Source organism: Streptomyces sp. NPDC047117 (assembly GCF_040643545.1).
Lineage (GTDB): Bacteria > Actinomycetota > Actinomycetes > Streptomycetales > Streptomycetaceae > Streptomyces.
On record NZ_JBEYUN010000007.1, the window covers coordinates 62701 to 76337 of the forward strand.

Consider the following 13637-nt stretch of genomic DNA (forward strand, 5'->3'; position numbering starts at 1 on the left):
GCGTGCCCGGCCGCCACGGTCACCGTGAGGAGGACGGCATGACGCACGGAGCGAACCGGAGCACCGCACCCGCACCCGCCGGCCTGCTCGGCGCGGTGACGGAGCCGCCACCGGACCGCGCCACGGCCGGCGAGGTGTTCTCGGCCTACCTCCACGAACAGTCGACGGCGTTCCTGCGCAGCCTGCGGCTGCACCGCGAGAGCGGCTCGGACGCGCGCGGCGCCGGGGACGCGGCCCGGGAGCTGCGGGCCGCGGCCCGCCGGATCAGCGGCGCGCTGCACACCTTCCGGCCGCTGGCCGACGAGACCTGGGCCGACCAGCTCCGCTCCGAGCTGGGCTGGCTGTCGGGCACCCTGGCCCGCGAGCACTCCTACGCCGACCGGCTCGAACGCCTGCTGGGCGCGCTGCATCGCGTGGCCGGCCCCGCCGACCCGGGCGGCACCTCCAGATCGCCCGAGGACGGGCCGGCGCCGCAGCGGACGCCCGCACGCGCGGCGCGGGGCAGGGACGCCGGACCCCGCGAGGAGCGGAGCCGGGACCCCAAGGACCCGGCCGCCACCACCGCGGCGGGAGCCGCACGGGCCGGCGCGCTGCTCGACCGCCAGCTGACCCTGGCCCGCACCCGCGCCCACTCCGCCGCCCTGCAGGCGCTCGGCTCCTCGCGCTTCCACGCCGTCGCGGACGCCGTGGCGGTGCTCGCCTCCGAGGCCCCGCTGGACAAGAACGCCGCGGACCGGCTCGCCGCCGAGGCGCTGCCGCCGCTGGCCGACCAGGCGCACCGCCGACTGGCCGAGGCCGTCGCCGCGCTGCCGCTGACCCGCGCGGGGCACCCGTACAACGCAGCGGCGCTGACCTCCGACGACCGTCACGACACCCCCTGGCACCAGGTCCGGCTGCTGCTGCGGCACAGCAGGTACGCGCAGGAGGTCGCCGACGGCGGCGTCACCGACCTGCGGCTGCTGGAGGCGGGCCGGGCGCTGGAGCGGCACCGGGACGCCGCCGAGGCCGCGGCGGCCGCCGCCGCTGCCGCCCGCACCCCGCGCATCGCCCCGGCCACCGCCTACGCCCTCGGCGTCCTCCACGCCGACCAGCGGCACGAGGTCGAGGCAGCCCGCTACGCCTTCACCCGCGCCTGGCACCCGCTCCCGTCCGACGCCTTCCGGCCCCGGGACCGCGCACCGGAACGCGGCGACTGGCCCCGATGAGGAAGGACCGGCGGATGAACGAAGCGGTGATCCTCGCGGCGGGCTGCGTCCTGTGGCGCCGCTCGCCGGAGTCGGGCGGGCTGGAGATCGCGCTGGTGCACCGGCCCAAGTACGACGACTGGTCGCACCCGAAAGGCAAGCTCAAGCGGGGCGAGGAGGCGCCGGCCGCGGCGGTCCGCGAGGTCGCGGAGGAGACCGGCATGGCCTGCCGGCCGGGCCCCGAGCTGCCCTCCGCGCACTACGAGGTGAACGGCCGCCCCAAGGAGGTCCGCTACTGGGCGGCCGAGGCGTGCGGCGGCACGTTCACCCCGAACGACGAGGTCGACCGGGTGGCCTGGCTGTCCCCGGCCGCGGCCCGCGGCCGCCTCACCCAGGACCGCGACCGCCCCCTGGTCGACGCGCTGATGGCGGCACTGCGTACTGCTTGAGCCGGGGCGCGTACTGCTGCTCCACCTGCGGCGATGTGTGATCGCTGAGCGCCGGGGGCGGTGCCGCGAGCCGGGCCCCTCAGGCCGTGCCGCCGCGCGGTGCCAGCGCCTCCCAGCGGACCGTGACCTCGCCCAGGCGCCAGCGGCGGGGGCCGTCGGCGAGCGGCCAGCCCGCGTCGCGCAGGGCGAGGACCGACCGGATCCAGCGCTGGCGGGCGCCGAGCGCGCCGTACGGAGCCGCCGCCGCCCAGGCCCGGTCGAAGTCGCGCAGGAAGGCGTGCACCGGTTCGCCCGGCACATTGCGGTGGATCAGCGCCTTCGGGAGCCGTTCGGCCAGGTCGGACGGGGCCTCCAGGGAGGCGAGGCGGGCCGCGAAGGTGACCGTGCGGGGGCCTTCGGGGCCGAGCGCGACCCAGACGTGCCGGCGGCCGATCTCGTCGCAGGTGCCCTCCACCAGCAGCCCGCCCGGCGCCAGCCGGTCGCACAGCCGCGCCCAGACCTCGGCCACCTCGGCCTCGCTGTACTGCCGCAGCACGTTCGCGGCCCGGATGAGCGCGGGGGAGCGGTCCCGGGCGCCCGGCAGCGGCACCTCGAAGCCGCCGTGCAGGAAGACCAGCCCGGCCCGCTCGTACGGCCGGGCCGCCGCGACCCGCGCCGGATCGATCTCCACCCCCACCACCTCCGCGTCCCCGCGCGCCGTCCGCAGCCGGTCCAGCAGCTCGACGGCGGTCCAGGGCGCGGCCCCGTACCCGAGGTCGACCGCGACCGGATCGGCGGCGCGGCGCAGCTGGGGGCCGTGCACGGCGGCGATCCAGCGGTCCATGCGGCGCAGCCGGTTGGGGTTGGTGGTCCCGCGGGTGGCGCTCCCGACCGGGCGTGCGGACGGGGGCGTGGGGGAGCTGCGGGCCATGACATGACTTTATGTGCTGCGCGGCGGGCACCCGGCCTGTCACCTGTCAGGGACCCGTCGGGCACCCGGTCCGTCGCCCGCCAAGGCGCTCGGTGGGCCCGGTCCCTCGCCGCCAGGGTCACGCTTTGGCAAAGAGGGCGGGGCCGGGCGCCTGGCGGGAAATGGCTCGGCCGACTCCGTTGTTGGCCGGTTGAGAGGCGGTACCAGGATCGGTTTCCGCCGGATTTTGCCGGAATGTGGGAGGTAGCTCGCAGTGAGCCAATACGTGTCCCGGCTCCGCGGCCGTCCCCAGAGCCAGTTCACCGGTCCGGCCAGGCTGCGGCTGGGCGGCTCCCGCAAGCCGCGCCGAGTGGCGATGCTGAGCGTCCACACCTCTCCGCTGCACCAGCCCGGCACGGGCGACGCGGGCGGCATGAACGTCTACATCGTCGAGCTGGCCAGGAAGCTCGCCTCGCTCAATATCGAGGTCGAGATATTCACCCGGGCCACTACCGGCACCCTGCCGCCCGCCGTCGAGCTGGCCCCCGGCGTCCTCGTACGCCACGTGGACGCGGGCCCGTACGAGGGGCTGAACAAGGAGGACCTGCCCGCCCAGCTGTGCGCCTTCACGCACGGCGTCATGCAGGCCTGGGCCGGCCACCGCCCCGGCTACTACGACCTGGTCCACTCCCACTACTGGCTCTCCGGCCACGTCGGCTGGCTCGCCGCCGAGCGCTGGGGCGTCCCGCTGGTGCACGCCATGCACACGATGGCCAAGGTCAAGAACGCCGCGCTGGCGGAGGGGGACACCCCCGAGCCGGCCGCGCGTGTCATCGGCGAGACGCAGATCGTGCGCGCCTCGGACCGCCTGATCGCCAACACCGCCGAGGAGGCCGGCGAGCTGGTCCGGCACTACGAGGCCGAGCCGGACCGGGTCGCCGTCGTGCACCCGGGCGTCAACCTCGACCGCTTCCGCCCGGCGAGCGGCGTGACGGGCAGCGACGTCGCGGACGAGCGGGCCGCGGCGCGCAGGCGCCTCGACCTGCCCCAGGACGCGCTGATCCCGCTCTTCGCCGGCCGTATCCAGCCCCTGAAGGCGCCCGACATCCTGCTGCGCGCGGTGGCCGTCCTGCTCGACCAGGACCCCTCGCTGCGCTCCCGCATCGTCGTCCCCGTCGTCGGCGGGCCGAGCGGCAGCGGCTTGGCCAAGCCCGAGGGGCTGCAGAAGCTCGCCGCCCGGCTGGGCATCGCCGACGTGGTGCGGTTCCGGCCGCCGGTCGGCCAGGACCAGCTCGCGGACTGGTACCGGGCGGCCAGCGTGCTGGTCATGCCCTCGTACAGCGAGTCCTTCGGGCTGGTGGCCATCGAGGCCGAGGCGTGCGGCACCCCGGTGATCGCCGCGTCGGTGGGCGGCCTGCCGGTCGCCGTGAAGGACGGCGTCAGCGGCTTCCTGGTCGACGGGCACGACCCGGTGGACTACGCCCACGCGCTGCGCCGCTTCGCCGACGACCCCTCGCTCACGCTGCGGATGGGCGCGGCGGCCGCCCGGCACGCCGAGTCCTTCGGCTGGGACACCGCGGCCGGGGCCACCGCCGAGGTGTACACCGCCGCGTTGCAGGAGCGGCGCCGTCGCCTACGATCACTGCATGGCTGAGGACAGCAGGGCCGCGGACGCGCGGCGGGTCGTCGAGGAGACGCTGAACGACGCCGGGCTGGAGTGGGAGTCGCCCGCGGAGGGCAGCTACGTCGTCAAGCTGCCCGGTACCCGCAAGCTCTCCACCACCTGCTCGCTGCTGGTCGGCCGGCACTCCCTGTCGGTCAACGCGTTCGTCGTCCGCCGCCCGGACGAGAACCACGAAGCGGTGCACCGCTGGCTGCTGGAGCGCAACACCCGGCTGTACGGCGTGAGTTACGCCATCGACCGGCTCGGCGACGTCTACCTCGCCGGCAAGCTGCCGCTGGCGGCCGTCACCCCCGACGAACTGGACCGGATCCTCGGCACGGTCCTGGAGAACGCCGACGGCTCCTTCAACACCCTGCTGGAGATGGGCTTCGCCTCGGCGATCCGCAAGGAGTACGAGTGGCGGGTCTCGCGCGGTGAGTCCACCCGCAACCTGGCGGCGTTCGCCCACCTGACCGGCCGGGACAAGTAGCACTTTCCGGCCCATCTCGTCGCGCCCGTTCTCGGCTCTTCCGCCGCGCGGCGGGGCCGTGCCATGCTCGCGGCCTCCTCTCCCATGCACCTCTTCACCTGCATGAAGGGCGGCCCATGGACATCAGCAGGCGCACCCTTTTGGGCAGCGCGACGGCCGCTGCGGCGGCCGCGGCGCTGCCCGCTCTCCCGGCCTCGGCGGCCTCGGTAGTCTCGGCGGACGCGGGGGCCGACCGTCGCTCGGCGCTCTGGGACGAATACACGGCACGCCCCTTCAGGCATCCGCAGATCCCGTACGTCGGCCGGGCGGGCAGCAGGCGCGGGCCACGGGCCGCCGGTGCGGAACCGGTGATCGACGCCGTACGCGACCACGGCGCCACCCCGGACGGCAGCAAGGACTCCGCCCCCGCCCTCAACCGCGCCATCGAGGCCGCGGGCCGCCGTGGCGGGGGCATCGTCTCCCTGCCTCCCGGCACCTTCCGCATCGACGACGTGATCCGCATCGGCCGCGACGGCGTGGTGCTGCGGGGCGCGGGCAGCGGCCGTACGAAGCTGCTGGCCACCAAGCACCTCACCGAGCTGATCGGCCCGTACGGCAGCCGGTACGGCGGCGACAAGTCCGCCTGGTCCTGGACCGGCGGCCTCGTCTGGCTCTGCCCCACGGCCCGTTACGACTCCCTCGTCGCGGCGATCAGGCGGAAGGACTGGCCGTTCGAGGGCTGGACGGGCAACCGGCGCGACGAGTGGCGCACGCTCACCGCCGTACGCTCCGCCCGCCGCGGCGACTGGTCGGTGACGGTCGCCGACACCGCACGCCTGCGCCCCGGCACCCTCGTCCTCCTCCGGCTGGCCGACGACCGGGACCACACCCTCCTCCAGCACATGGCGGGCGGCGGCCCGGGGCCCGCGGCGTACCGCTGGGACGGCAGGGCCAAGCTCAACAGCTTCGTCCCGTACGAGTGGCCCGTACGCATCGTCCGTATCAAGGGTCGTGAGGTGACTTTCGAGCGCCCGCTGCCCCTCGACGTACGCCCGGAGTGGGACCCGCGGCTCACCACCCATGTCCCCGCGCTCACCGGCGCCGGGGTCGAGGGCCTGACGATCGAGGCGGTCGAGACGCCGCAGTCCCCGCACCTGCACGACAAGGGCTACAACGGCGTCGTCCTGCAGTGCGCGTACGACTGCTGGGTGCGGGACGTCGTCGCGCGCCACGTCGACAACGGCATCGGGCTGACCGCCTCGTCCTCCTGCACGGTCAGCAACACCCGTGTCGCGGGCCGCGGTTCCCACCATCCCTACTACTGCCGCGAGGGCGCGCACGACAACCTCTTCGAGGACTTCGTGATCGAGCAGCGCACCGTCCCCGCACGGCCCGACACCATCCTGCACGGCATCAACGTCGAGAACCTGTCCAGCTACAACGTCTGGTCGCGCGGCCGGATGGAGATGGGCACGTTCGACTCCCACCGGGGCCTGCCGTTCGCCAACGTCCGTACCGACATCACCATCGACAACACCGGCGAGCACGGCGGCGACCTGCGTGCGGGGCCGCTCTTCGGGGCCCGCTTCACCCACTGGAACATCCGTGTCACCAACGGGCGCGCCGGCATGGTGAAGATCGACGGCCTGGCCCCGTACAGCGTCACCGCCGGCATCTCGAAGGTCCGCGAGTTCGGCCAGATCGACAAGCCGGATTTCACGGGCGACCTGCACAGCAGGCTGACGGACTACGGCCGCCCCGGCGCGGTCAGGCCACGGAATCTGTACGAGGCACAGCGGCGCCTGCGGCCTTGACGGGGGCGGGAGTTGCTTCCGTGACGGAGGTGGCTGCTGTGTCCGTGACGGGGCCCGGGTCCGGGGCCGTGGTCGGCTCGGCCGCGGTCGGTTCGGCCGCGGCCCGTTCCCGCTCCTCGGCGTTCATCCGCCGCAGCAGCAGCCCGTAGCCGAGCGCCGCGACCGTGCCGACGACCGCGCAGCCGGCCCACAGCGCCTCCGGCCCGAACCGGTCGATGGCGGTCCCGCCGAGCAGCGGGGCCGCCAGCGCCGCCACCGACCAGGACAGCGAGTACATCCCCTGGTACCGGCCGCGGCCGTGGGTGGGGGAGAGGCGCACCACCAGCCCCATCTGGGTGGGCGAGTTGATGATCTCGCCGAGCGTCCAGACGGCGACGGCCACCGCGAACAGCGCCACCGACCCGGCGAACGCCGTCAGCCCGAACCCGTATCCGGTCAGCAGCGCCGAGCCGATCAGCAGCGCCGCCGGGCTGCGGTGCTCGATGAACCGGGTCACCGGGATCTGCAGCAGCACGATCAGCACGCCATTGGTGGCGATCACCAGCCCGAAGTCGGAGCTGGTGAACCCCTCCAGCCCCATCGTCACCGGCAGCGACACGTACGCCTGCTGGAAGAGCAGCGCCAGCATCAGGTTCAGTCCGACGACGGTCATGAACCGCCCGTCCCGCACCACGGTCGTCATCGACACACGCCGTACGGGTCCCTCGGCCGCATCGCCTTCCACCGTCCCTGCCGCCGGCCGGGACTCGGGCAGCTTCACGAACACCACCACCGCGCAGGCCAGCACCAGCGCCGACTCACCGATGAAGAGCAGCAGATACCCGTACTGGGCCAGCAGCCCGGCCAGCGCCGAGGAGATCGCGAAGCCCATGTTCAGGGCCCAGTAGTTGAGCGCGAAGGCCCGCACCCGGTCCTCGGGCGCGACGATGTCCGCCATCATCGCCTGCACCGCGGGCCGCGAGCCGTTGGTCGCCATGCCCACCAGGCAGGCCACCGCCGCGATGGCCACCGGGTCGGTCATGAAGCCCAGCAGCGCCACCGAGCCCGCGGTCGTCAGCTGCGCGATCAGCATCGTCGGCCGCCGCCCGAGCCGGTCGGTCGCCACGCCCGCGACCACCGACGACACCACCCCGCCCAGCCCGTACAGCGCCCCCACCAGACCGGCGTACGAGGCCGAGTAGCCACGCTCGACCGTGAGGTACAGCGCCAGGAACGTCGCGACGAACGCTCCCAGCCGATTGACCAGCGTGCTCGTCCACAGCCACCAGAACTGCCGTGGCAACCCGGCCACACTCGCGACGACGCCCCGTCTCACTCTGTCTCCCCCCAAGCAGCGACGCAGGCGGGTGGTGTAAGTGGCACACCCGCCAAGGGGAAACTACATACGCAGGTCACAGTCCGCCATTCAATTAACACGAACCGTCAAACGACACTGCCGTGTCACAGACGAGCGGCCCCGCGTCCACAGGCCGGGCCCCTGCCAGAGCAGCCCCCCTTTTCGATTACGCTCAAAGGCATGGCCGACGCACCGTACAAGCTCATCCTCCTCCGCCACGGCGAGAGCGAGTGGAACGCGAAGAACCTGTTCACCGGCTGGGTGGACGTCAACCTGAACGAGAAGGGCGAGAAGGAGGCGGTCCGCGGCGGTGAGCTGCTCAAGGACGCCGGCCTGCTCCCCGACGTGGTCCACACCTCCCTCCAGAAGCGCGCCATCCGCACGGCGCAGCTGGCGCTGGAGTCGGCGGACCGCCACTGGATCCCGGTCCACCGTTCGTGGCGCCTGAACGAGCGCCACTACGGCGCCCTCCAGGGCAAGGACAAGGCCCAGACCCTGGCCGAGTTCGGCGAGGAGCAGTTCATGCTCTGGCGCCGCTCGTACGACACCCCGCCGCCCGCGCTGGACCGCGACGCCGAGTTCTCCCAGTTCGAGGACCCGCGCTACGCGACCCTCCCCCCGGAGCTGCGCCCCCAGACGGAGTGCCTCAAGGACGTCGTCGTCCGCATGCTCCCGTACTGGTTCGACGGCATCGTCCCGGACCTCCTCACGGGCAGGACGGTCCTGGTAGCGGCCCACGGCAACAGCCTCCGCGCCCTGGTCAAGCACCTGGACGGCATCTCCGACGCCGACATCGCCGGCCTGAACATCCCCACCGGCATCCCGCTCTCCTACGAGCTCGACGCCGACTTCAAGCCCCTGAACCCGGGCGGCACCTACCTCGACCCGGAAGCCGCCAAGGCAGCCATCGAGGCAGTAAAGAACCAGGGCAAGAAGAAGTAAGCCCACTGCGTCACCGCAACGACGAGCCCCCTGCCTGCGGGTTTTCCTGCTGGTGAGGGGCTCGTCGCTGTGCTGGGCCGTGGTGGGGCCGGGCTACGTGAGGAGTTCGGGCCAGAGGAGGAATGTCACGGGGGTGCCGCCGCAGAGCAGTCCCAGTGTCAGGAACGCGTAGCCAGGATCTTGAAGGCCTTGTGCCGTTGGGCGCGGAAGGCCGCGAAGCACGTGAAGCTGATGATCGCCGCTGCCGGCAGGTACATGAACATGATGCCCAGCGCAAACATGGCGGTCCCCGTCCCCCGGCCATGGAAGCGGTCCCATGGCTGTCAGCAAAGGAGCGTACTGGGCTGATCCGTCGGGATCGGCACCGGTGTCCGCAACGACGAGCCCCCTGCTCGCGAACTTCGCGGGCAGGGGGCTCGGGGTGTTCCGGGCGGGTCAGCCGCAGCTGCCGCCGCACTGGCAGGGGCCGCCCGACTGGCAGCCGCAGGCGCAGCCGGGGCCGCACGAGCAGCCGTTGGCCGTTTCGGGCGCGGGAGTGCTGGAAACAGACGACTGGGTCATGAAGTGCCTCCTGGTTGGCAGCCATAAGGGAGGTTCCTTCCCTCCCCTACCCACCCGGGGAGGCGTACCAACGGCGCGCGGCCGCACGGATCGGGGCGCGCGCTCCCGCACGCCCCGCTCGCGGAGTGCTCAGGCGCCCTCGACCGCCGCCTGTGGCGCGATCTCGTCCGCGTGCTCGCCCGTGACCAGGTAGACCACGCGCTTGGCGACCGACACCGCGTGATCGGCGAACCGCTCGTAGTAACGGCCCAGCAGCGTGACATCCACCGCCGTCTCGATGCCGTGCTTCCAGCGGTCGTCCATCAGGTGCTGGAACAGCGTGCGGTGCAGCAGGTCCATCGCGTCGTCGTCCTGCTCCAGCTGGAGCGCCAGGTCGACGTCCTTCGTAATGATGACCTCGCCGGCCTTCGCCATCAGGCGCTGCGCCAACTGCCCCATCTCCAGGATGGTGGCGTGCAGGTCCCGGGGCACCGCCGACTCCGGGAACCGCAGCCGCGCCAGCTTCGCGACGTGCTGCGCCAGGTCACCGGACCGCTCCAGGTCCGCGCTCATCCGCAGCGACGTGACGACTATCCGCAGGTCGGTGGCGACCGGCTGCTGGCGCGCCAGCAGGGCTATGGCCCGCGCCTCCAGGTCCCGCTGCAGATCATCGACCTTCTCGTCGCCGGCGATCACGTTCTCCGCCAGCTTCAGGTCCGCGTCGAGTATCGCCGTGGTGGCGCGCCCGATCGCGGAGCCGACAAGCCTGGCCATCTCGACCAGGCCTTCGCCGATCGAGTCAAGCTCCTCGTGGTACGCGTCCCGCATCAGTGACCTTCTCTCGCATCGAGTCGTTCGGTGTGGGCCTGCGATGCCCGCCGACCTCCGGGCCGCGCCCCGCGTCGTAACGTGGGCTGCGCCCCTGGTGGCGTGGGTCTACGATCCCCACGCTCCCACGTTCGAGCCCGGATGCGACCGGTTCGCCCATCCGGAGTGAACCAGTACCGACGTGAAGGTGAACTCTCGGCAACGGGTGTTCGAGGTGACCCTCGGATGGCTGTGGAACTGTCACAACCGGCGCATAACCTGGACTCATGAACGTGGACGCGGCCATCGCCGCAGTGGCAGCGATCGCCGGATGCTGTACCGGCGTGATCGCCATGCTGGCGTTTCGCTGGAGCGAACGCGACCAGGCCAAACCCACCCGTACCTCCCTGCACACCGACGCCGTCCTGCCGCCCGGCGTGGACACCGTCCTGTCGGTACTGCGGTCCTCCGCGGTCGTCCTCGACGAGGCCGACGGCGTCGTCAAGGCCAGCTCGGCCGCGTACGCCCTCGGACTCGTACGCGGCGGCAAACTCGCCGTCGACCCGATGATGCAGATGGCCCGCGACACCCGCAGGGACGGCGAGATACGCCAGGTCGAGCTGGACCTGCCGCGCCGCGGCACCGGCCGCGGCGACGCCCTCGCCGTCTCCGCGCGGGTCGCCCCGCTCGGCTCCCGGCTCGTCCTGCTCCTCGTCGAGGACCTCACCGAGGCGCGCCGCATAGAGGCGGTCCGCCGCGACTTCGTGGCCAACGTCAGCCATGAGCTCAAGACCCCGGTCGGCGCGCTCTCGCTGCTCTCCGAGGCCGTGATGGACGCGAGCGACGACCCCGAGGCGGTGACCCGCTTCGCCGGCCGCATGCAGGCCGAGGCCACCCGCCTGACCAGCCTCGTCCAGGAGCTGATCGACCTCTCCAGGGTGCAGAACGACAACCCCCTGGAGGACGCCGAGCCGGTCCACGTGGACGAGCTGGTCGAGGAGGCCATGGACCGCTGCCGCCAGCAGGCCAGCAGCAAGTCCATCACCATGGCCGTCGGCGGCACGGCCGACCTGTACGTATGGGGCCACAGAAGCCAGCTCGCCGGCGCCCTCGGCAACCTAGTCGAGAACGCCGTCAACTACTCCCCGGCCCGTACTCGCGTCGGGATAGCCGGCCGCCGCGTCCCGGCGGCCGGCGGCACGATGATCGAGATAGCCGTCACCGACCAGGGCATCGGCATCTCCGAGAAGGACCGGGACCGGATCTTCGAGCGGTTCTACCGCGTCGACCCGGCGCGCTCCCGCGCCACCGGCGGCACCGGACTCGGTCTCGCCATCGTCAAGCACGTGGCCGCCTCGCACGGCGGGGAGGTCACGGTGTGGAGCGCCGAAGGACAGGGCTCCACCTTCACCCTGCGGCTTCCGGAAGCCGGCGCGGTCCGCGACCGCGAGGCCCGCCGGGACCCCGCCGGATCAGACCCGGACGACCTCGATGGCGAGGACGGTCCGTACGACACCTACAGCGGCCCGGCCGTCACCCACCACCACACTTCCCCGGAAGCGCTACGTGCGCCCTATCCTGCCCCGGAGGTCCTTCCGTGACCCGAGTGCTCGTCGTCGAGGATGAGGAGTCCTTCAGCGACGCTCTGTCGTACATGCTCCGCAAGGAGGGCTTCGAGGTCGCCATCGCCGCGACCGGCCCCGACGGACTGGACGAGTTCGAGCGCAACGGCGCCGACCTGGTCCTGCTCGACCTGATGCTGCCCGGTCTGCCCGGTACCGAGGTCTGCCGCCAGCTGCGCGGCCGCTCCAACGTCCCGGTCATCATGGTGACCGCCAAGGACAGCGAGATCGACAAGGTCGTCGGCCTGGAAATAGGAGCCGACGACTACGTCACCAAGCCCTTCTCCTCGCGGGAGCTGGTCGCCCGCATCCGCGCGGTCCTGCGCCGCCGCGGTGAGCCGGAGGAGGTCACCCCGCAGGCCCTGGAGGCGGGCCCGGTCCGCATGGACGTGGACCGGCACGTCGTCACGGTCTCCGGCGGCAAGGTCGACCTGCCGCTCAAGGAGTTCGACCTGCTGGAGATGCTGCTGCGCAACGCCGGCCGGGTCCTCACCCGTATGCAGCTGATCGACCGGGTCTGGGGCGCCGACTACGTGGGCGACACCAAGACCCTCGACGTCCACGTCAAGCGCCTGCGCGCCAAGATCGAGCCGGACCCGGGCGCCCCGCGCTACCTGGTCACGGTCCGCGGCCTCGGGTACAAGTTCGAGCCGTAAGCCGATCACTGGCACAGGCCACCAGGACAGGTGCCTTTAGCTGTACCAGCGCCTGTACCTGTTCCTGACCTGTTCCTGACCTGTTCCTGCAAGGAGTATGTGCGTCGCTCCAGCGCTCCGCCCCGATCCGGGTGGGGCGCTTGTGGCGTTGGGGGCGGAGCCGGCTGCCCGGCGGGGCAGCGATGAGCACGTACGTGTACCCGCCTCACGTACGCCCGTAGGCCGTCGTACGCACAACCGCGCCCGCCGTGCTCCCGCAGGGCGGCGGGGGCGCGACGGGCGTCAGCCGGGCTGTGGGCGCCGCTCGGGCGCCGACGCAGCTCAGTAGCGCGGCTACGGCTCAGTGGCCGGCGTGCGCGGTCTCCGAGGCGGAAGCGGCGTCGGACGGCTTGCCCGACTCCGACGGCTTGCCGGACGCCGACTCGGACGGCGAGCCGGTGCCCGACGGCGTGGCGGCGCCGGACTGACCCGGCTGCGGGACCTCGCTCGGGCCGTACTCCTTGAAGTAGCTGTTCGCCGGGACGACGAACGCGCGCAGCTTCACCTTGCCGGTGCGGCTGAACGCGAAGGTCACGGGCTGCGCGTCGCCGTCCTTGACCGCCTCGCGGCCGCTGGCCAGCACGGCGGAGGCGTTGCCCTTGCCCCCGATCACGACGGAGCCGCCGGCCGGCACGGTGATCTTGCCGGAGCCCTTGGCGGGCTTCAGCTCGGCCTGCGTGCCGCTGCCGTCGAGCGTGATGGAGTCCAGCGTCTGGTCCTTCGCGCCGCCGTTGAACAGCGTCGCGGACACGGCGGCCGGGCCCTTGGCCTCCGGCTTCGGCTGGGTGATCACAGTGGCGTTCTGGATCTTGATGTCGCCGACGGAGGTCGCGGCGTTGTCCGGCTTGACTTGCAGCGTCGCGGCGTCGTTTCCGGCCCCGCACGCGGAGAGCGAGGCAATCGAGAGCGTGAGGACGGTGGCGGCGAGGGCGCCGCGTCGAAGGCTGCGGCTCACGGCGGCGGCATCTCCTAGGACGAGCTTTGGCGGCCGAACGGTCATGCCCGGTCGCGGTGGACGGCTGGGCGGCCCTTCCGTACGCCGTGCTTCGGCGCCGTACGTAAAACCGCCCTAAGGGTGTGTCAGCGCCGCTAGGTTACCGAGCCGCCCTTGCGGCGCCGCACCCGACCCGCCCCTGAGCGATCACGCACCGGTCACATGGTCACTACCGGCCACCCGGAACGCATCGGATCACCTTCTCCGGTCACCTTCTCCGGCGACCTCCCCTG

13 protein-coding genes are annotated in these 13637 nt (G+C 72.5%); 8 read left to right on the forward strand and 5 right to left on the reverse strand.

What is annotated here, in order from left to right:
• Nucleotides 1-38 precede the first annotated feature (38 nt).
• Both ABZ840_RS15155 and ABZ840_RS15160 read left to right on the forward strand, forming a co-directional pair.
• On the forward strand, nt 39-1205 hold the full coding sequence (locus ABZ840_RS15155; protein WP_361559030.1) for a CHAD domain-containing protein: 1167 nt from the start codon (nt 39-41) through the stop codon (nt 1203-1205).
• Between the two features lie 14 nt (nt 1206-1219).
• Entirely contained in the window at nt 1220-1633 is a 414-nt protein-coding gene (locus ABZ840_RS15160) for an NUDIX hydrolase (RefSeq protein ID WP_361559033.1), read from the forward strand.
• A gap of 79 nt (nt 1634-1712) precedes the next feature.
• On the opposite strand, the gene ABZ840_RS15165 is transcribed toward ABZ840_RS15160, so the two are convergent.
• Nucleotides 1713-2543 (reverse strand): class I SAM-dependent methyltransferase, encoded by an 831-nt coding sequence (locus ABZ840_RS15165; protein WP_361559036.1) that lies wholly within the window; start codon nt 2541-2543, stop codon nt 1713-1715.
• 253 nt (nt 2544-2796) lie between these two features.
• Between ABZ840_RS15165 and mshA the strand changes: the two genes are divergently transcribed.
• The 3 genes from mshA to ABZ840_RS15180 all read left to right on the forward strand — a co-directional run bounded on the left by mshA (nt 2797) and on the right by ABZ840_RS15180 (nt 6468).
• On the forward strand, nt 2797-4176 hold the full coding sequence (gene mshA / locus ABZ840_RS15170) for a D-inositol-3-phosphate glycosyltransferase (protein ID WP_361559039.1): 1380 nt from the start codon (nt 2797-2799) through the stop codon (nt 4174-4176).
• Nucleotides 4169-4675: a YbjN domain-containing protein gene (locus ABZ840_RS15175; protein ID WP_361559042.1), complete on the forward strand. Its 507-nt coding sequence runs from the start codon at nt 4169-4171 to the stop codon at nt 4673-4675. Before mshA ends, ABZ840_RS15175 begins: the two co-directional genes overlap by 8 nt.
• A gap of 116 nt (nt 4676-4791) precedes the next feature.
• Nucleotides 4792-6468: a glycosyl hydrolase family 28-related protein gene (locus tag ABZ840_RS15180; RefSeq protein ID WP_361559045.1), complete on the forward strand. Its 1677-nt coding sequence runs from the start codon at nt 4792-4794 to the stop codon at nt 6466-6468.
• On the opposite strand, the gene ABZ840_RS15185 is transcribed toward ABZ840_RS15180, so the two are convergent.
• Nucleotides 6422-7783 carry an MFS transporter gene (locus ABZ840_RS15185; RefSeq protein ID WP_361559048.1) on the reverse strand — a complete coding sequence of 454 codons (1362 nt, stop codon included), beginning with the start codon at nt 7781-7783 and terminating at the stop codon, nt 6422-6424. The genes ABZ840_RS15180 and ABZ840_RS15185 overlap by 47 nt on opposite strands.
• 201 nt (nt 7784-7984) lie before the next feature.
• Between ABZ840_RS15185 and ABZ840_RS15190 the strand changes: the two genes are divergently transcribed.
• Complete coding sequence (locus ABZ840_RS15190) at nt 7985-8746, forward strand: phosphoglyceromutase (protein WP_361559051.1); 762 nt, start codon at nt 7985-7987, stop codon at nt 8744-8746.
• A 158-nt stretch (nt 8747-8904) separates the two neighbouring features.
• Here the strand turns inward: ABZ840_RS15190 and ABZ840_RS15195 are convergent, their stop codons facing one another.
• Nucleotides 8905-9027 (reverse strand): hypothetical protein, encoded by a 123-nt coding sequence (locus ABZ840_RS15195; protein ID WP_361559054.1) that lies wholly within the window; start codon nt 9025-9027, stop codon nt 8905-8907.
• 409 nt (nt 9028-9436) lie between these two features.
• Nucleotides 9437-10114, reverse strand: coding sequence for a phosphate signaling complex protein PhoU (gene phoU / locus ABZ840_RS15200; RefSeq protein ID WP_361559057.1), 678 nt, complete (start codon nt 10112-10114; stop codon nt 9437-9439).
• 266 nt (nt 10115-10380) lie between these two features.
• Here phoU and ABZ840_RS15205 point away from each other — a divergent pair, with 266 nt between their 5' ends.
• On the forward strand, nt 10381-11694 hold the full coding sequence (locus ABZ840_RS15205; RefSeq protein WP_361559060.1) for an ATP-binding protein: 1314 nt from the start codon (nt 10381-10383) through the stop codon (nt 11692-11694).
• Complete coding sequence (locus ABZ840_RS15210) at nt 11691-12371, forward strand: response regulator transcription factor (protein WP_006603892.1); 681 nt, start codon at nt 11691-11693, stop codon at nt 12369-12371. The genes ABZ840_RS15205 and ABZ840_RS15210 overlap by 4 nt, the downstream gene beginning before the upstream one ends.
• 340 nt (nt 12372-12711) lie before the next feature.
• Here the strand turns inward: ABZ840_RS15210 and ABZ840_RS15215 are convergent, their stop codons facing one another.
• Nucleotides 12712-13365 (reverse strand): DUF461 domain-containing protein, encoded by a 654-nt coding sequence (locus tag ABZ840_RS15215; protein WP_361559064.1) that lies wholly within the window; start codon nt 13363-13365, stop codon nt 12712-12714.
• Between the last annotated feature and the right edge of the window lie 272 nt (nt 13366-13637).

Bases quoted from the DNA above. Each gene is read 5' to 3' on its own strand.
- ABZ840_RS15155 (WP_361559030.1), top strand. From the start codon at position 39: ATGACGCACGGAGCGAACCGGAGCACCGCACCCGCACCCGCCGGCCTG.
- ABZ840_RS15160 (WP_361559033.1), top strand. From the start codon at position 1,220: ATGAACGAAGCGGTGATCCTCGCGGCGGGCTGCGTCCTGTGGCGCCGC.
- ABZ840_RS15165 (WP_361559036.1), bottom strand. From the start codon at position 2,543: ATGGCCCGCAGCTCCCCCACGCCCCCGTCCGCACGCCCGGTCGGGAGC.
- ABZ840_RS15175 (WP_361559042.1), top strand. From the start codon at position 4,169: ATGGCTGAGGACAGCAGGGCCGCGGACGCGCGGCGGGTCGTCGAGGAG.
- ABZ840_RS15180 (WP_361559045.1), top strand. From the start codon at position 4,792: ATGGACATCAGCAGGCGCACCCTTTTGGGCAGCGCGACGGCCGCTGCG.
- ABZ840_RS15190 (WP_361559051.1), top strand. From the start codon at position 7,985: ATGGCCGACGCACCGTACAAGCTCATCCTCCTCCGCCACGGCGAGAGC.
- ABZ840_RS15195 (WP_361559054.1), bottom strand. From the start codon at position 9,027: ATGTTTGCGCTGGGCATCATGTTCATGTACCTGCCGGCAGCGGCGATC.
- phoU (WP_361559057.1), bottom strand. From the start codon at position 10,114: ATGCGGGACGCGTACCACGAGGAGCTTGACTCGATCGGCGAAGGCCTG.
- ABZ840_RS15205 (WP_361559060.1), top strand. From the start codon at position 10,381: ATGAACGTGGACGCGGCCATCGCCGCAGTGGCAGCGATCGCCGGATGC.